Annotated in this window: 14 protein-coding genes and 1 pseudogene; 12 read left to right on the forward strand and 3 right to left on the reverse strand. The window is 45.6% G+C overall.

Annotated features, from left to right (window positions below; translation table 11 throughout):
- Nucleotides 1–15 precede the first annotated feature (15 nt).
- Nucleotides 16–2,166 carry a winged helix-turn-helix domain-containing protein gene (locus K5Q92_RS06050; RefSeq protein ID WP_220768129.1) on the reverse strand — a complete coding sequence of 717 codons (2,151 nt, stop codon included), beginning with the start codon at nucleotides 2,164–2,166 and terminating at the stop codon, nucleotides 16–18.
- A gap of 351 nt (nucleotides 2,167–2,517) precedes the next feature.
- Here K5Q92_RS06050 and K5Q92_RS06055 point away from each other — a divergent pair, with 351 nt between their 5' ends.
- The 6 genes and pseudogenes from K5Q92_RS06055 to K5Q92_RS06080 all read left to right on the forward strand — a co-directional run bounded on the left by K5Q92_RS06055 (nucleotide 2,518) and on the right by K5Q92_RS06080 (nucleotide 11,372).
- The gene (locus tag K5Q92_RS06055) at nucleotides 2,518–5,277 is read left to right on the forward strand and encodes a TonB-dependent siderophore receptor (RefSeq protein WP_220768130.1); all 2,760 of its coding nucleotides are present in this window, start codon (nucleotides 2,518–2,520) and stop codon (nucleotides 5,275–5,277) included.
- A 141-nt stretch (nucleotides 5,278–5,418) separates the two neighbouring features.
- Nucleotides 5,419–7,938, forward strand: coding sequence for a S9 family peptidase (locus K5Q92_RS06060; protein ID WP_220768131.1), 2,520 nt, complete (start codon nucleotides 5,419–5,421; stop codon nucleotides 7,936–7,938).
- A gap of 59 nt (nucleotides 7,939–7,997) precedes the next feature.
- A complete protein-coding gene (locus tag K5Q92_RS06065) occupies nucleotides 7,998–9,425 on the forward strand; it encodes an alkaline phosphatase (RefSeq protein ID WP_220768132.1) in 1,428 nt (475 codons plus the stop codon).
- 149 nt (nucleotides 9,426–9,574) lie between these two features.
- Nucleotides 9,575–10,269, forward strand: a pseudogene (aqpZ, locus tag K5Q92_RS06070) (aquaporin Z).
- Between the two features lie 134 nt (nucleotides 10,270–10,403).
- Nucleotides 10,404–10,784: a DUF2750 domain-containing protein gene (locus K5Q92_RS06075; RefSeq protein WP_220768133.1), complete on the forward strand. Its 381-nt coding sequence runs from the start codon at nucleotides 10,404–10,406 to the stop codon at nucleotides 10,782–10,784.
- A gap of 87 nt (nucleotides 10,785–10,871) precedes the next feature.
- Nucleotides 10,872–11,372, forward strand: coding sequence for a hypothetical protein (locus K5Q92_RS06080; protein WP_259649506.1), 501 nt, complete (start codon nucleotides 10,872–10,874; stop codon nucleotides 11,370–11,372).
- A 65-nt stretch (nucleotides 11,373–11,437) separates the two neighbouring features.
- Here K5Q92_RS06080 and erpA read toward each other — a convergent pair whose 3' ends face one another.
- The gene (erpA, locus tag K5Q92_RS06085; RefSeq protein WP_012154245.1) at nucleotides 11,438–11,788 is read right to left on the reverse strand and encodes an iron-sulfur cluster insertion protein ErpA; all 351 of its coding nucleotides are present in this window, start codon (nucleotides 11,786–11,788) and stop codon (nucleotides 11,438–11,440) included.
- Nucleotides 11,781–12,584: a DUF6776 family protein gene (locus K5Q92_RS06090; RefSeq protein ID WP_220768134.1), complete on the reverse strand. Its 804-nt coding sequence runs from the start codon at nucleotides 12,582–12,584 to the stop codon at nucleotides 11,781–11,783. Before K5Q92_RS06090 ends, erpA begins: the two co-directional genes overlap by 8 nt.
- A gap of 61 nt (nucleotides 12,585–12,645) precedes the next feature.
- Here K5Q92_RS06090 and K5Q92_RS06095 point away from each other — a divergent pair, with 61 nt between their 5' ends.
- The 6 genes from K5Q92_RS06095 to K5Q92_RS06120 all read left to right on the forward strand — a co-directional run bounded on the left by K5Q92_RS06095 (nucleotide 12,646) and on the right by K5Q92_RS06120 (nucleotide 18,708).
- A complete protein-coding gene (locus tag K5Q92_RS06095; RefSeq protein WP_220768135.1) occupies nucleotides 12,646–14,367 on the forward strand; it encodes a chloride channel protein in 1,722 nt (573 codons plus the stop codon).
- A 762-nt stretch (nucleotides 14,368–15,129) separates the two neighbouring features.
- Complete coding sequence (locus K5Q92_RS06100) at nucleotides 15,130–15,450, forward strand: c-type cytochrome (protein ID WP_220768136.1); 321 nt, start codon at nucleotides 15,130–15,132, stop codon at nucleotides 15,448–15,450.
- Nucleotides 15,450–16,676 (forward strand): molybdopterin-dependent oxidoreductase, encoded by a 1,227-nt coding sequence (locus K5Q92_RS06105; protein WP_220768137.1) that lies wholly within the window; start codon nucleotides 15,450–15,452, stop codon nucleotides 16,674–16,676. Before K5Q92_RS06100 ends, K5Q92_RS06105 begins: the two co-directional genes overlap by 1 nt.
- Nucleotides 16,676–17,065 (forward strand): cytochrome C, encoded by a 390-nt coding sequence (locus K5Q92_RS06110; protein ID WP_220768138.1) that lies wholly within the window; start codon nucleotides 16,676–16,678, stop codon nucleotides 17,063–17,065. The genes K5Q92_RS06105 and K5Q92_RS06110 overlap by 1 nt, the downstream gene beginning before the upstream one ends.
- A gap of 1 nt (nucleotide 17,066) precedes the next feature.
- Complete coding sequence (locus tag K5Q92_RS06115; RefSeq protein WP_220768139.1) at nucleotides 17,067–17,474, forward strand: cytochrome c; 408 nt, start codon at nucleotides 17,067–17,069, stop codon at nucleotides 17,472–17,474.
- Nucleotides 17,475–17,682: 208 nt separating this feature from the next.
- Nucleotides 17,683–18,708 (forward strand): glucosaminidase domain-containing protein, encoded by a 1,026-nt coding sequence (locus K5Q92_RS06120; protein WP_220768140.1) that lies wholly within the window; start codon nucleotides 17,683–17,685, stop codon nucleotides 18,706–18,708.
- The last annotated feature ends 230 nt before the right edge of the window (nucleotides 18,709–18,938 follow it).

The following is an 18,938-nucleotide window of genomic DNA, read 5'->3' on the forward strand; positions in this document are numbered from 1 at the left end:
ATTATGCAGCATAAGCTAATACAATAGCTTATGCTGCAGCTTAATCACATCACGTTTGTAGTTCTGGGAAAGAGTCATCAGCAGACTATTGCGACTCGCTACATAGCTCATGGCTCCTGAGCGCGGAATACTTCCCGATGGTAACTTTAAGATAGGTGTAATAAGCCCAGTGTTAAAACGCCAAAAGTTAATCAACTGAAATCCACTGCGACTCGTTCTAAAGTAGATCCCTTTATCGGCCGCAACCCAGTTGTAGCCTTCACCAAAATAGTTAGCACTAATCAGCTCACTTGGCTGACCAGGGTTCGATAGCGACAACATCCACAGCCCCCGCTTGCCAAGCTGAGTAAAGACTAACTTATCTTCGGCTATCATCTTACCCAAACGCATATCGATAGGGCTAATGACCTTAGGTAAGCGGTTATCGAGATAGAACTCTGTGATACCGTCTTTACTGCTAGCCAGCACCATATCATCATTCCAGCCCCAGCTTGGGCGGTTGTGATCGAGATAGGGGGTCGCAAGAATACTGATATTAGAGGTTCTCATATCCAGCACATGGATCTTATTACCCTCATTTTTATCATCCGGCGCTAAAAAAGCGACCTTAGTACCATCATGGGACCAGCTAGGGTACGCTACTCGACGCTTAAGATCCGTATGCTGGCGTCTTTGATTACCATCGGCATCACTGGACCAAATCTCATTAAAACCAGTTTCATTGGATACATAGACGATACGCTGGGTAACCGAAGAGTAATCGGGATTTCGATAACTGTATTCGACCTGTAACAGTGGAAAAGTCGCAGTGGGGATAGACTGCTCCAGCGCAAACGATGCCACCTGATAATCCCGCATATAATTGGAATACACCAACTCATCGCTGTTAGGGATTGAACGAGGGTAACTCATGCCTTCCACCTCTAACGGCAAGATCTGCTTGTCGTCAATACCCACAATATAGCCGTTTCTGACCCCTGAATTTTCGGTACTAAAGATCAGCCGTTCACTGTCTTGATGCCAGCTAAGTCCGCGAATATCCTCTAAACCAAAGGTTAAACGTTGCTCCTCACCTGTTTGAGTATGCAATATAAAGATATCTTCGGAGATGTTACCGAAACGCCGAGCAACCGCGAGCCAGTTTCCATCGGGACTGAAGGCTATATCGCGGTCGCGATAGCTACAGTTTTCAGTACAAGATAAGCGTTTAGGCCCTTCGCCTTCGTTAGCCAGAGACAGCTCATACAAGCCTGAGCCGAAACCTTCACTAGCATCCCAAATATAAACTAAACGACTTGCATCGGGAGCGATATCGATAGCCGAGCTGTAGGTGTAACACTCACCCAATTTTAGTGCTTCATTACTATCTAAATTGAGCTTAGTCAGGTAACACTTATTCTCACTCCTATGCTCGGAGCCGTAATACAGTGCACTACCGTCAGGGCTCCATACGGCTCTTATCTCGGCAGTCTTTGTCGAGGTGAGTCGCTTAGGGGTTTCTGCGGGGTTTTGCAGATCTTTAAGATAAAGGCTCGCGTACCTGTTACTGCCACGACTACCATAAACTAACCAGCGACCATCGGGAGAAACCGCAGGATAAAGCTCTGATCCCGCGGCGGTGGTCAAGTTCTGCTTGGTGGTGGGAACATACCGAATACTGTCTTGGTAGAGGTGATAGCCTAAAGCCACAGTAATCACACAGACAAATAACCCACCAGCTAAGGTGAATGTTCGATTAAGCCGAGTTAGCTGTTTGATTTTTTGCTGCGCTTGCTGCAACAGATCCGGTTCATCCACCAAGTCAGCATCATTAAACTCAGGTTCAAGCAGTAAACGGTAACCCATCTTACGCACGGTTTCGATAACTTGCTCGCCACTAGCGCCTTGATTAAGGTGTTTACGCAGATGCCAGATAGCGTTCGTTAACGCTTTACTTCCCACATAACGATTCCCCTCCCAAATAGTGTCAATTAACTCCTCTCGAGTCACAACCTTTGGGTATTGCCGCGCAAGGTAACTTAATACTTCAATAAATTTCGGTTGAATGGAGACCTTGTTAGAAGGTTCAGTATTGGACGTAGCATCAGAAAAGTTAAGGCTATTGTCGCTAGGGCTAACCTCACACTGGCCTAATTTAAACGGCGCCTCTTTTCTTATCTCTAGCATCTGAACCCCAATCTATCGTTATCTTTTTTAATCCCCTAGCATCAACAGAAGGGATGCTTCACATCTATTTCACATAGATAAAACTATTGACTCGCACACAAAACATACACTAAGTCAATGAAAATATAAACAATAGATATTAAATAGACATATAAACAACAAATAAACGACCCGCCTTCGATTGCTGCAAAGTAACAAATAAATTACAACTGGCTGCAGTTGACTACCAGCAGAATTTCAATTGGAAACTCGACAGTATTCCCCCTAGGAATGACTCACTTTAATCGGCTTAACAATAGATAAATACGGTTTGGGTGTTTAGGGAAATTATAAAAATAAGGACTGCAATCAATGAAAACAAAACTCTCAGCATTGAGCCTAGCCATCAGTATGGCAGCGCTAACCCCCTCAACCTTGTTTGCGGCCGAAGCGGCAGACAAGAGTGACGCTAAACAAGAGATGGAAAAAATTGAGGTTACAGGCTCACGTATTAAACGTGCCGACTTCGAAGGCGTGGCACCAGTAACAGTTATTACCGCCGATGATATTGCCAACAGTGGCCTCAACTCAATTTCAGAAGTGCTGCAATCATCTGTTGCGAACACTGGCGGTTCATTAAACGGCGAAAGCGATGGTTATACCGATAGCGCAAGCTCTGTCAACTTACGCGGTATGGGCGCAAACCGAACTTTGGTATTAATTAACGGCCGTCGTCAAGCCTCTTTCCCTAGTGCGGCAGGTGGCACATCAAACTTTGTTGACGTCTCAGACATCCCTACAGCAGCCGTACAGCGTATTGAAATTTTAACTGGCGGCGCATCGGCTATTTACGGCTCTGACGCAGTCGGTGGTGTAGTGAACATCATCTTAAAGCAGAGTTATGAAGGCGCTAAAGTCGCCGCTAAGTATACCGAGCCCACTCAAGGTGGCGGTGAACAGCTAGATCTATCTTACCTACAAGGCTTTAATACCGACAAGAGTCAAACCTTATTGATGCTTGAATATAAGAAAGTCGAGTCGATTCAGACTTATCAGCGTGATGACTTGTATAGCCCTGCTTACTATGAAAATGAAGATGGAGTCCTTACTTGGGGTGCAGGCCCTTACGGCGATGCAGCGCCTTCAAGTTGGTCGTCAAGGATTACCGATTACAGCAAGGTTTATCACGAAGATAAGTACGTTAACCTCAGCGAGCAACAATGTAGCGACCTCTTTGGCGATAAAGGGATTTATAGACCCGCGTACAGATATGGCTGCTACTACGACAAGTATGCAGACCGCGGCCTTCAGTCTGCATATGACCGTGTCAACCTCGTTCTAAACTCGACCTACGACTTAAACGATGATTGGCAGCTCTACGGCATGCTCAACGCCTCTTATAAAGAGTCGACTAAGTACAAAGATGAAAAGGGTTTCGGCACCAGTATTTATCAAGATGAAGCAACCGGTGCACTCAGTTATGACAAATACGAGTTTGAAGATGACAACCGCTTCTATCTTGCTCGTAGAATGGAAGAGTATCCTGGGCCGCGTACCTATGATACCCAAAACACTAAAGCTGCAATCTCGTTTGGCGCCGACGGAACTATTGGCGAGTATGAGTTAGATCTTTCTTGGTCAAGCAGCTACAACAAGTATGAGAAGCAAAACCACCATATGGTAAGCGCCGATGCACTACTCGATATTGTGACCTTCGACCCAAACGATGCCGACCCATCAAAGTGGTATCCACATAACGAGCTAACTGCCGAGCAAGCCAACTTGTTAATAGCTGATTCGACCAAAAACTCAGATTCAAGCATGCACCAGTTCCAAGCGGTATTTACTGGTGATTTAATGGAGCTGCCAGCAGGTACTGTAGGCTTTGCAACCACTGCTGAGTGGGCTCGTGAAAGCTACGAAGATACACTAGATGAAGTCACATCAAGTGGCGGTTTAATCGGTATGGGTGGCACAGGTGGTAAGGGCGATCGTGATCGCGTTGCCGTAGCGGGTGAAGTACAAATCCCACTACTTGCCGACATCACAGGGGTTAAGTCATTAGATCTATCTGCAGCGCTGCGTTACGACCAATACCTAGATGATTCTGATGTTGGCGGCGCAACCACGCCACAGGTGGGGCTATCATATCGCCCAATAGATGAAGTCATGGTTCGTGCTAACTGGGGTAAGAGCTTTAGAGCACCGGACATGCACCGCCTATATGCAGGTCGAACTATTGGATTTGGTGGAACCGAATACCCACATCCCACTATTCCCAATGAGATTTATGAAGATGATTACCGCTCAATTACTCAAGGTAACTTGAACCTTGAAGAGGAAAAGGGTGAGTTCTGGAACCTAGGTTTTGTGGCTAATATTACAGACAATGCCGATATCACTGTCGACTGGTGGAACATTGAGCTTGAAGGTGCGGTAAAGACTATCTCAACCGATGAGATGCTAGCCGATCCAGCTTATTATCAAACTGGTAATTACAACAGCTGTGAAGAGATGGATGTCGTCGGTTACCTAACTGAATTTGATGATGACAATATCGAGAACATCGCCTGTATGCGTAAAGGCCCCATCAACAGCGCCTATGAAGCCTCTGAAGGTATCGATACCAGCTTTAACTATCAGTTCCCTGAAACGACTATCGGTGATTTTAAATTTAAAGTTGCCGCCTCTTACTTAATCAAGAAAGAGTACCAAGAACGTGTTGATAGTGAAATTGAAGAGCAGACAGAAACCGATTACTTCCCTAAGTGGAAAGGTAATGCAAGCTTAAGCTGGAACTATCAAGACTTCAGTGCAACCGTTGCTTACTACTACACTGGAGAAGCACAGGGTGTCGACCTGTTCGAATACCTAGATGAAAATGGTGATGATGTTGAGTCTATGGAAACCGATACCTTAGACGCCTATCAAATCGTCAACATTACATTGAGCTACAACGCGCCTTGGGATGGTAAGTTCACCGCTGGTGTTAAAAACCTAACCGATGAGATGCCACCTTTATACGATGTCCGTAACGACAAGCATAATGACTGGCCTTTCTATGAAGAGGACAACAGTAGCTACTCAGCAGTCGGCCGCAGTGTCTTCTTTGGTTACTCACAGAAGTTCTAATCTCGTTATTTCCCAAGCAAGTTGCAGGCATTGAACTCAACTTGTTTGGGAGTAAATCTCCCTTTTATTACGAGAAACAAGCGCCCAATTTTGGGCGCTTATTTTTCCCGCAGCTATCTTTCCTATTATCAGGAGATAAGAATGTCTCGAAACTCGCTCTTAATGTGTGCCCTGATAGCCATCAACTTGTTGCTGTTATTCAGCTCAAATGCGATGAGCAATAGTTACCAATTACCAAGTCAAGCTCTACAAGATGTCGTGGAGCAAACAAAGAATGTAAGCACTCGCTTATCTCGAGACAAAAAATGGCTTGCGATATTAACGCCAAGAAAACACCTTTCAATCGAAACCTTAGCCCAGAGCGAACTCAAGCTTGCAGGCCTTAGAGTCTCACCGGAACAACTAATCCCAAGCCGAATCAAGTACAGCTATTTGAGTGTCGAGCTAATTAATCTAAATCAGCTAACAGCTAATGCAAAGCCTATTACCATACCACTACCAAGCGGGATGCTATTGGCCAATGTCAGCTTTTCTCCTAACAGCCAATACTTGAGCTATATGGGCTTAACCGAGCAAGGCGCCGATCTATTTATTTACGATCTCGTAAAACGGCAAAGCCATAAACTCAATTCAGCAAAGCTCAATGCCACCCTTGGCCTTAAATATATCTGGAGAAATGACAGCAAGGGAGTATTCACTAACCTTGCAACGCCTGTTTTTAAAACAAAAGAACAAGTTGCCATCGCGCCCAACATCAGCGAAACCTCAGGTAAGAAAGCGCCACGCAGAACCTATCAAGACCTGCTTAAAAATCCACAAGATGAAGCCGAATTTGCCGCCCTAACCACAAGCCAGTTGGCCTTTATCTCACTTAATGGCGATGTTCAGCCCATCGGCAATCCCGCCATCAATATCAGCTACAGTCTGTCGCCAAACGATAAATATTTAGTGGTAAAACGTATCGCAGCGCCGTTTTCTTATATGGTGAAATACTACGACTTTGCTCAGTCGGTAGAACTGTACAGCCATACGGGTGACAAGCTGAAAACATTGGCGCAGTTAGAGAGTAGTGAATACCGCCCACCAGGGAGCGACTCGGTACGCCAAGGTCCACGCATGATCCATTGGCGCAGTGATAAACCCGACACCCTCGCCTTTGTTCAAGCCCTCGATAAAGGCGACAGCCGCATTAAAGTCGCCTACCGCGATCAACTACTACAGCTAAAAGCACCTTTTAATCAAAAGCCTGTGCCACTAACCAAGACCCCATGGCGGATCAGTAAAATAGAGTGGGGAGAACAAGACACAGCCCTTATCACTGAGCGACAATCAGATAAAAAGCAGATGCGCGTGAGTTTGCTAGATACCTCACCTAGCAGCGACCAACAGCTATCTACTTGGTATCAAAAAGCGATCCGCGACACCTATAATGCCCCTGGTAGTCTTTATCGCCAGAATGCCAAGCTCAATGGCCAACACTTGGGGCGAGTCTTCAAGCTATATAACAATCACCTACTGCACTATGGTCTTGGAGCTTCACCTCAGGGTTATCAACCTTTTTTAAAGTCCTCACCACTGGCCTCTATTGAGGGGGAGCAAAACATCGCTAAGCCAAGCACCCTCTGGCAGTCATCAAAGGAACAGTTAGAAAGGGTGAAATATATTGTTAAGCTTGAACCACTCACGCTGATTATCAGCAGGCAAAGCCCTGATACGCCATCACACCTAGTCATGCTAGAGGTGGAGTCTGGTAACGAGCAACTACTATATCAAAACCCCCATCAGCTAGAGGCATATCAAGGCATGACCCGCCAATTGGTAAACTTCAAACGTGATGACGGCTTACCATTATCGGGTGTGCTTTATCTGCCCGCAGGTTACCGCGCTGAAGATGGGCCATTACCTGTGTTGATGTGGGCCTATCCCAGAGAATTCAAAAATGCCGAAGTCGCGGGCCAAGTTAACTATTCGCCCAATCAATATAATCAAATTAGCACTAAGGGCCCTGTAGCCTACACAGCTAAAGGTTTTGCCATCTTCGATAAGGTTGCCATGCCGATAGTGGGTGAAGGCAGTAACAAACCCAACGATAGCTTTCGCCGTCAGTTGGTTGCCAATGCCAAAGCAGCCATCGACACATTAGTGGAGATGGGGATTGCCGACAGGGAACGTGTTGCCATAGGCGGCCACTCCTATGGTGCCTTTATGGTGGCGAATCTGCTGGCACACTCCGATCTGTTTGCCGCAGGTATTGCAAGGAGCGGAGCATACAACCGCACGCTCACCCCCTTTGGTTTTCAGCATGAAAAACGTAACTTCTGGGAGGCACCTAGCCTCTATCAGCAGATGTCGCCCTTTACCCATGCCGACAAGATAGATGAGCCAATACTGCTGATGCATGGCGAAATGGACTCAAACTCAGGCACCTACCCAATGCAATCGGCCAGACTATTCAAGGCGATAAGAGGTCTAGGAGGGCAAGCTCGCTTAGTGACCTTCCCCTATGAGAGCCATAGCTATAAGGCTAAAGAGTCGATTATGCACATGTTATGGGAGCAAGAAAACTGGCTAGAGCGTTACCTGAAAAGCCCAACACTTGCCAGAGGAAGTGCCCACTTCTCACCTGACCAGCCGGATAAATCACAAGTGACATTTCATTAAAAAAGCCGATGGTTAACAGAGTTAGCCATCGATTTATTGACATTAAGGATAGCCAGATTATGACTAACTTAACCTCGACGACTCGTTTCTTTACAATTTGTTCAGGCCTTCTTTGCGCCAGCCTATGCAGCACCGCCCTGTTAAGCAAAGAGGCTGCGGCTGAAACTCACGCTCCCTTCAGCCCCATTATTGCAGCCGAATATCTACCTAAGAATATTATCTACTTGATTGGTGACGGCATGGGTCCAGCCTATACCAGCGCCTACCGCTACTATAGCGATAACCCGCAAACCCAAAGGGTCGAGAAGACGATCTTCGATAAGCTACTGGTCGGCATGTCGAGTACCTATCCAGACGATGACACTTATGTCACCGATTCTGCAGCCGCCGCGACTGCGTTAGCCACCAGCTATAAGAGCTATAACGGCGCGATTTCGGTAGACCATCAAGGTGGGCCTTTCCCGACACTACTGGAGATGGCAAAAGCCCAAGGCAAGACCACTGCAGTGGTGGTCACATCACAGATAAATCATGCCACCCCTGCCAGCTTTTTAGCCCACAACGAAAGCCGCCGAAACTACGAGCAAATAGCCGATAGCTATTTAAGTAATCTCATCGACGAGCGTCCCATCGCTGATCTCATGCTGGGCGGCGGCGCTCAGTATTTCGCGCGCGATGATCGAGATCTGACCGTAGAATTTCAAGAGTATGGCTACCAGTACATCGACAGCCTTAGCGATCTCAGTAGCATCGAAAACTTACCAGCCCTAGGCTTGTTTGCCCCCAAAGGTTTACCCTATGCGATTGAAAGCCAAGATCCGCTCAGGCTGACAACCATGACCCGCAAGGCTCTCTCTCTACTATCGAATCAAGAGGCTCCCTTTGTAATGATGGTTGAGGCAAGTCAAATAGATTGGTGCGGTCACAGCAACGATATCGCCTGCGCAATGAATGAAATGCACGATTTTGCAAATACCTTGAGCTTAGTTAAGCGTTATGTCGATACCCACCCGGACACCTTACTCATTGCTACAGCGGATCATTCAACAGGTGGTTTAACCTTAGGCCGTGAAGGCACTTATCAGTGGCAAGGCCATTTGCTGCACCAAGTTCACAGCCTACCCAGCACTATTGCTCAGCGGATTGTTGCCAGCCCTGAAGTTCTCAATGACTTAATCACATTTAGTGCTTTTTTGCAGCCTCATATCAGCATTGCTTTTGAAGACCGAAAATTAGACGGGCTAAGAAAAAAGCTCAACTCACGTTTATCTCACCATCAACGTGAAAAGCAAATAACCGATGTTCTCAAACAAGCGATTGATAAGTTGACCTATACTGGATGGACGACCGGAGGACATGACGCTATCGACGTACCAATTTACGCCTATGGCCAAGGCGCCCTGTATTTTCGAGGACATAAAGACAATATCGAAATCGCCGCGACGCTAATCCAGATGGTACGGGACTCACGCTATAAGGTGAAGTAGTGTCAAACATAGTACAGCGGACACAGCAAACTGTCGTTTTCATTGCTATCAGGTTACTGCTTTTGTTTGACAGAAGTTCTCTTTTTCTACTTTGAATGTGCGAGCCTATTGACGGCCTAAAGAATAATGAAAACACAAGGAACTGTTTTATGAATATGAACCAGAAAATGACTGCCGAGTTTATCGGTACACTTTGGCTTGTTTTAGGAGGCTGTGGTAGTGCCGTCTTAGCCGCCGCTTTTCCTGAGGTTGGCATTGGTTTACTTGGGGTAGCATTTGCCTTTGGTTTAACCGTGCTCACCATGGCATTTGCTATAGGCCACATCTCTGGGTGCCACTTAAATCCTGCCGTTTCGATTGGGTTATGGGCGGGGGGCGCTTTCCTGCATCTGAGTTGCTGCCCTATATTATCGCTCAGGTTGCAGGTGGCATCGCTGGCGCAGGGATTTTATACCTAATTGCATCAGGCCAAGATGGCTTTAGTCTGTCTGCCGGCTTTGCTTCGAACGGCTACGGTGAGCACTCTCCAGGTGGCTATAGCTTAACCGCAGCGCTGATTTGTGAAATCGTGATGACCCTGTTTTTCTTGCTGATCATCCTTGGCGCTACCGACTCTCGTGCACCAAAAGGTTTTGCGCCGATAGCCATTGGACTCGGGCTAACCTTGATCCATTTAATCAGTATTCCCGTGACTAATACCTCTGTAAACCCAGCTAGAAGCACTGCTCCAGCCCTATTTGTCGGCGATTGGGCAGTCTCACAACTTTGGCTATTTTGGGTTGCACCAATAGTTGGTGCGATACTCGCTGGAATGATTTATAAAGTCTTCGACGCTAAAGAATAGCCAGCATAAACAAAACAGAGCTTAAAGCGGCTCTGTTTTCTTTTTCAATGGCCTGCTAGGTGCTATTATCCGTTTAATCGGCGCGTTATCCTTGTTTCAAGGCTCGCCTCATTTAATATTAAGAGATGTAAACCATGAGCAACAAAAACAAAAGCCTTAAACAAATCACTGAAATGACACCAGAGTCTCGTTACGACTACCTAGTAGAACAAGTTAAAGAGCATAAGACTCTGTGGTCATTACAAGATTTAGATGGCTGCGTAATGCTGACCACCGAAGAGGAAGACTGCATTCCTATGTGGCCAACTGAAGAAGCTGCTGCACTTTGGGCAGTGGATGACTGGCAAGATTGCCAAGCATTAGCGATCCCTGTTGAAGAATGGTTAGAGCGTTGGGTTCCTGGTATGCAGGACGACGACCTTTTCGTTGCCGTATTCCCAGTACAAGATGACTTAGGCGTAGTGATCCCACCACACGAACTTGAAGATCGCCTTACACCTAAAAAACGTCACTAATCATTAAGAATCTTTGATGGCAAGCTATGCTCGCTTGCCATCTCGGTCTTTTTATCTACTAATAAAACTATAAAGAGAATAAAAAAAGTGGATAGTGAAAAACCTGTTAATCCCGCCAAATCTGCACCTAGCAACACCTTGCAAGATAGCAAAGCCACTAATAGCACTGTCGACGCCCAAGTTGAAAAAATCAACATGCCTAAGCGCCTTATCGCCTTGCTGATATTTTTAGTCGTGGTTTCTATCAGTGGCTTAATGGCTAAACAAGGCGTGCTATTTTGTATCTTAACCCTATTTATGGTGCTAGCAATTATAGGTAAACAAAAAGCTGGATTGCTCATGCTAAGAGTTTATACCTCACTGCAATTTATAATAGCCAGTGCAATGCCTTTAGTACTGCATGATCCTGACAACATGGTACCTTCAGAGCCATCTAGCTATGCCATAGGCAGCTTTAGCATGCAGCTACCTGATTGGTTGGTGTTTGGCGTGCTTATCCTCATATCATTCGTGCAAGTTTGGATAGCCTTTACACCAAAAGTCAGTCACTACTTTAGCCGAGCAATCAACCTAAACATCATGCGCTAAGCCTATATTTTAGATACAAAAAAGCCGTCATATGACGGCTTTTTTTAGTTTTTAATCAATGTTGATTAAACAGAGAAACTCGCACCACAACCACAGGTAGTCGTTGCGTTTGGATTCTTAACAAAGAAACGTGAGCCTTCAAGACCTGAAGTGTAATCCACTTCGCCGCCAACAAGATACTGCAGGCTCATTGGGTCAACAACCAACTGAACACCTTGCTTCTCTACGGTGAAGTCACCTTCGTTCACCTTCTCGTCAAAGGTAAAGCCATACTGGAAACCTGAGCAACCGCCACCCGTTACATATACACGTAACTTAAGTGCGTCATTTTCTTCCTCTTCGAGCAAAGTTTTTACTTTTGAAGCCGCCGCATCGGTGAAACGGATAGGCAAAGCATCTTCAGCTTGTTCAGTCATTACTACCTCTTACTTCTGTTTGCTGTGCAGAATTATCTAATACCTGAGTACTTTGTTCAAGTAATATGCCCTGCTCTTTTTCATCCACAAGTAAATCTTGTGCACTATATTCCTGTTCAGTTTGTGATCCCTTAGTCCAGCGGCTGGCTGGCACAATCACTTTGGCCTTCACTCTAGACAAGCTAAAGCCCTCAGGCAATGTAAATTCGCCCTCTAGCACCTGAAAATACCTAAATTTGAACTTAAATGAGGCATCACTCAAATCTGATAACTTAAGAGTAACGGTTTTCCCCTCCTGTAAACCAACGAGGGTGATCTCACTGCGCCCCGACAAAGAGCGCTTACGCTTCTCTAATTGTGTCAGTACCAACTTGAGGCGATACTGTCTTGGTTCGAGGCTAGGGGTTAACTCTAAGCCGTTAATGGCTACACCGTCTGCATTATTTTCTGGCGCCATCACGCTGCGATAAAAGGCCAGCTCACGTTCCAACTCTTTTTGTTTAGCGTTTTGCTCAACGAACATCGCCTGCATGTTGCTATTGGCTTCTCGCTCTAATGCCAGTTCGATATTGCGTGCTGCCAATGTTTGCGCCTGTAACTGCAGCTCTTGCATGTATTGTTCGCTGTTATCCGCTTGAGTCTGTGCTTTGGGCAGATAATTCGCCTTCGCCACATCGTAACAAAGTGCCCCTAGCGCAAAGGCAACGATAAACAAAAGCAATAAATAAACGCTGGAGGGTCTAATTTGTCGTTCAATCACTTGCAAGCGATCGACCCAACGATGATAATTTGGCATTAAGTAACAGCCCCTTAATAAAAAATGCCACATTTTGAAATCAATGTGACAAACATAAGTTTTGGAAATTTCTGTGCATCAAACAATCGTTAAGAAGCGAGAGCAATTTCAAAAATACCTACATACCGACCTTAAGGATATTCTTTCTCAATCTAAGGTCAGTGTACAACTCTGTTTGCTCGCTTTGCTTTTTGCACTCTTCGCATCTGGTGTCATTCTTCTTTTTAGAATATTGTTGGTCTGGTGCGACACCTTCACCGAAACCCAAGAGCTGAATTTTACGGAGATCATCGATGACTGGCGAGTATTATTACCGCTTTTAGGGGCATTTTTAATCTGGGGTGTCGCAAAAATGGGATCTCAGCGTTATAAACGTATGGGTATCGCCTATGTCATCCATAGAGTTAAGCTGCATTACGGAAAAATTCCATTGCAGTCAGCACCGGGACAATTTTTCCAAGCCCTGTTTGCACTTGCCACCAACTTTTCCGTAGGACGAGAAGGCCCAGCGATCCATTTAGGAGCCGTCAGTGCCAGCGTGTTAGCCGAAAAATTTAAACTGCCCGACAACAGTGTCCGCGTCATGTGTGCCAGTGGTATCGCCGCCGGCATTGCCGCCATTTTTAACGCGCCATTAGCAGCAGTCATTTTTGTTTTTGAGGTCGTCCTTAGGGAGTATAAGATCCATTACTTCTTCCCTATTATGCTTTCAGCCATCTGCGGCGCGCTCAGTAGCCAATTGGTATTTGGTGACGTCCATGAATTCGATCAAATTGGCGTAGCTGCTATCCCACTTAGTCAATATCCATTACTTGCAATATTCGGAGTAGTTCTGGGCTGTATCGCAGCAATCTTTAATTCCAGTCTATTAAAAATCACCGCCATCGGCCAAAAGTGGCCTCTTCTCAATCGACTATTACTTGCAGGTACAGTGACCACTTTAGTTGGCCTAGTATTACCGCAAGCGATTGGTAGCGGCGAGCTGGCCATTGCCGAAACCATTAACCAACATCCAAGTATTTTATTCTTAAGCGCTATTTTAATCGGTAAGATCATCGCCACTATCGCCGCCATCGGGCTAGGGATCCCCGGTGGGCTCATCGGCCCTCTTTATGGTATAGGCGCCCTTCTCGGTACCATTTTAGCTTTGGTGAGCGCGCTAATATTCCCCAGTATTGCTCCCTATATTGGTCTTTATACCATTATCGGCATGACTGGCATGATGGGAGTATGTTTAAGTGCCCCGTTAGCCGCATTGGTGGCGCTTATTGAACTGACCAATAATGCTTCCATCATACTGCCCTCAATGTTCGTAGTGATCCCTGCCTTTTTAATTGCCCATCAAGGCTTCAAGACCAAGTCTATCTTCTTCAAGCAGCTTGAGATCATGGGACTGGGCTATAAAGTTGCACCAGTAAACCTCGGGCTACAAAAAGTTGGTGTTCGCCACCTTATGGACAAGCGTTTCGTAATTGTCGCCGACAATGACGAACTGCTGCTAGAAGTGCTCAAGCGTGCAGAGGGTCGTTCAGTACTGGTTAGAAATGGCCAAGGGAAAGTGGATATGCTGCAACTTGAACTGCAAGCCAGAGATGAAGACACCACCTTGACCCGCCACCCTATTCAAGGTCTTCCCGATACATCAACCCTCAATGAGGTCTACGCGATTCTTGCTAAAGAGCGCCGAGGTGAGGTCTATATCTATCAAGAGTCCACCGATCAGATTGTTGGGGTGATTAACTGGGTTTCGCTGAGAAAAGAGATCCGTTCAGGTCAAGTATAAACTTGGCTATCGTTACCTATCCTTATTAAGGGATACTGATAACAAGGACTCAGTATAAGCCCACCTAGAAAGTTACTTTATCCGCAGCTAGGCGATTAACTATTGCTCCCGTTTTCTATTTATTTAGATGCTTTTTGGCTGCGCTCACTCAAAACAGAAGTCAGTGCCGTATATAACAGTCACAGGCGAAAGAAGCACTTTTTAAAAATTACCAACCCATAATTATCATCTTTAACATCTATTATTTAATTCCGCTTACATCGCTAATTGACTGTTAAAATAGCACTCAACATTGCCAAATTAACAATCGAAAAAGCTTACAACTCTGCCACGATTAATCGCATATTCTCACCTCTTAAACGACACAAACCGCTCAAACCTTAGGCGATTTATGTAAGCAAACTTATTGTCATCAAATACAAAACCATAGAACAATAATAAAGCAACAATCGCCACACAATTCCCCGAGCTTAAATTCCCACCTCTTAATTGAAATAAAAACAGACAAACTGATTGTTTATTCATCATTTTCACAACTTTTTAGATTTTTTCACAGGCTTATCATCACACTTTTGGGTAGTTTTACGACCTCAAACGCTTTCATTTACGAATAACGAAAACCAGTACACGAAAGCATTGATAAAAAAACGTTGCGGGGTCGTAACTGGGTGACCACATCCAATAACCCGATGTAAAGGTAAAGCAGCCTTTCATGTGGCGCTAAACCAAGAGTAAACAACATCATCCCGAAAAGGGCACACAATGAGTGTATTAAATAATAAATTAGCAGCATTAGTCCTGCTCTCTGCCTCAACGGTTGGCTTTAGCGGTCAAGCCGTAGCAGAGGACTATCAAAAGCTGCTCAACATGTGTATCGCATGTCACGGAGTTGATGGAAGTAACGACTTTGCTTCGATCCCTAATTTAAAGGGACAAAACGTGCAATACATGGTTGTACAACTAAAAAACTTTAAAGCAGAAAAACGCCACGATAAGACTATGAGTAAAGTCGCCAAACTGTTAACCGAAAAACAGATGCAGGCAATGGCGGAATATTTCAATACGGGTAAGGAACAAGACTAATGGCTATCGATAGACGTAATTTTTTAAAGGGCGCAGCAGCGACCTCTGTAACAGCCATGCTGCCACTAAACTGGGCCTTTGCATCGAACCGCCCTGCGGGTATTGAGCCGATGGACGTATCAGCGGTGAAGTGGAAGAGTGTTGATGATTTACCAAGTCACTTCAAAGTACTAAACTCAAGTCCACTGAACGCTTTCCCACCTGAGCACCTGCTCGCACCAGTAAAAACACCAGCCGATGTCGCCTTTATTCGCTGGAACGGTAAGATGCCCGAGTTCGACAAGATTGATCCAGATACTTGGGAATTCACCGTTGACGGTGAGTCAATCGAAACGCCAAAGACCTATACCATTGCAGAGCTAAAGAAGAAGTTCAAAACTCACACGCAGCAACTCGTTCTAGAGTGTGGTGGTAATAGCCGCGAGAACTTCTACCCGAATGCTAAGGGTAATCAGTGGAGTAACACAGCTGTATTCTGCGCAGAGTGGACTGGCGTATTGATTAAAGACGTTCTTGCCGATTGTGGCGTGAAGAGCGATGCGGTTTATACCGCTCACTACGGTGCTGATAAGCACATTAGTGGTAAAGGCGCAGCCATCTCTCGCGGCGTACCTATTGATGCTGCCATGAATGAAAATGGCATGATTGCTTGGGGCATGAATGGCGAAGATATTCCATACATGCACGGCTACCCACTACGTATCGTATTCGGCGGCCGCCCGGGTTCTGTTTCACAGAAATGTGCAACAGGTATGGGTGTTCGAGATCGCGTACACGACGGTAAGAAGATGGAATCACCAGCTTACCAAGTACCAAAGTATCCAGTTGCACCAGGTGAAAAAGTTGATAACAAAGACTTTAAGATCATCGAAGAGATGATTGTTAAGTCACTAATCACAGCACCACAAACGGGTAGCGAATTAGCTTTAGGTAAAACACTTTCTGTGAGCGGCCATGCTTGGGCCGGTATGCGTGATGTGGCTAAGGTTGAAGTGAGCTACGACTACGGTACAACTTGGCAGACAGCAGCTTTAACTAAGCCAGTGAACCCAACAGCGTGGCAACAATGGAATATCGATCTTAAGTTACCACAAGCTGGCTACTATGAGATTTGGGCTCGTGCAACTGATACCAAGGGCGACACCCAGCCTATGGTTCAACCACAGTGGAACCCGAAAGGCTACCTATTCAACGGCTGTCACCGAGTGGCAGTAAGGGTCGTATAATGAGAAAGACTCTGTTAACGGCAAGCTTGCTTGCCTTAAGTTGCCTCTCTCCTGCGATGGCTGCCGATGCAGCCAAAAGCTACCCAGTTGACCCCGAGTCAGGCCTAATTATGGCACCGGGTTGGGAGATGGTGAACTATCAGTGTAACGCTTGCCATACTAGTTTGATTATCCCGCAGAACAAGGGTAACCGTGAAGTTTGGCGCGATACCATTCAGTGGATGGTTGATACCCAAGGTTTATGGGATCTTTCTGATACATGGGATCCAGTACTCGACTACCTCTCGACCTATTACAACGAGACGGGGATCGACATGAAGATCTTTAGACGTAAGCCGTTAGATAGCGACCAGATGCCGCCAATGCCAACTTCGACTAAGGAGAATTAAGATGGTAAATCATTATTCGAAGTCTTTATTAGCCGCCAGTCTATCTTTAATGGCACTAAGCACATCGGTACAAGCTCAAGATACATCTTTTAAAGATACCCTTGCACTGCAAGGGTTAAAACTTGAGTCTAGTGCACTGAATTACCAAGCCGATGCAAGCAAAGGTGAAACGCTAGCAAATCAACGCTGTATCGCTTGCCATGGCGATGCCATGCTTGGCATGATGAAGACTTACCCAGATCTTAAAGGCCAAAAAGCCGCTTACCTATTCAAGCAGTTGGTTGACTTTAAGCGTGGTGATCGCAGCGACCCCTTAATGCAAGGTCAGGCGAGTATGTTGTCTGAAACCCAAATGAAAGACATCGCTTATTACTACTCGACGCAAACCGCATCGAACTTGAGTAAATAGCCCTAATCGGCGCTTAATATTCATCCTAAGCCCGATAGGTATCAGCAAAAGCCCAGATAGTTTAATTATCTGGGCTTTTTCTTTAGGCCTGTGGTGTTGATTCAAATCACTGTGACCCCCTCCCGCTCAATAGTAACAATTCAATAACAAAGCCAAGTATAGTAAGATGAGTTTTTAGTTGATTAGCGCCAGATTTAAAGGACTGTGTATGCTCAAGAAACCTCAAACTCTTATCGCTCTTACCCTACTCGCCGTCCTATTAATTCTCTATGCCGCAAACTCTCAATTTAATCCAGAAAGTGACACGGTCACCATCAAACAAACACCCAAAACCGTCGCTGCCGATTTAGCAACACCACCCGATTCTGATGAAACACAAACCAGCTTTATTAAAATCTCCGATGAGCGCCCAACCAAGGCACCAAAGGATGTACGCATCGACTCTCTCGATGAATTAATGGCATTATTTGACTCATTAAATTACAACACTCAAAGCTGGCAGCAAGGTAATCGAGAAGTCCCAAGACTGACCTTCGAGTCAGTCAGTGAACGCTGGCAAAAAACCTCGAATCAAATCCCTGTGCAACAGAAGAAGATGGTGTTTTTCCGATTGCTCGCGCCATTAATCTTAGTTGCTAATGAGAATATTCTTCTGGAACGCCGCTTAATTGAAACAGCACCGCTCGATGACGTTGTTTTACAAAGAATTGCCCTAAAGTACAAAATCACTCCTGACGCAGACACTGCGTTAACTGAGGCGCAAAGGCAAACCTTGCTTGAGGAAGTCGATATCATGCCGCCTTCATTGGTACTTGCCCAAGCAGCGGAAGAAAGTGGCTGGGCAACCTCCCGCTTTACGGTTGAAGGTAATGCGTTTTTCGGGCAGTGGGATTTTAGCGGCAAGGGGATGATCCCTAAACAGCAGCGTAAAGAGTTAGGCAACTATGGTTTAGCCCGCTTCGATACGCCGCTGGCGTCTGTAGAAGGTTATATGCTGAACCTCAACACTAACAACGCCTATAAGAAGCTTAGGGAATTAAGAGCAAGCTTACGCGCTGACAATAAGCCGATCACCGGCATGGAACTGGCTGGCACCTTAGATAAATACTCTGAGCGAGGCCAAGCCTATATTGATGGCATACGTCAGATGATTAGCTACAACAAGTTAGATCAAGTCGATGAAGCCTACTTAAGTGATGCTGCGCCGCTGCATTTAATCCCAAGGCCAGACTAATTACTTACATTTATACTGACGCTTTTCCTATCGGGAGGGCGTCGGTTACCGCTTGAGCGCCTACACCTCATATAAACAGCTTGCTATATAAATCTGCAAGAACAAGAACAAGAACAAGAACAAGAACAAACAAAAGATAATAAGTAACAGACAAGCGCTTAGATACGAAAACTTACAACCGTTAAGCAGATTGAGCAACTGCCATCGAACAGCCCGTTATCGATAACACC

The organism is Shewanella sp. MBTL60-007 (assembly GCF_019654915.1).
Taxonomy (GTDB): domain Bacteria; phylum Pseudomonadota; class Gammaproteobacteria; order Enterobacterales; family Shewanellaceae; genus Shewanella.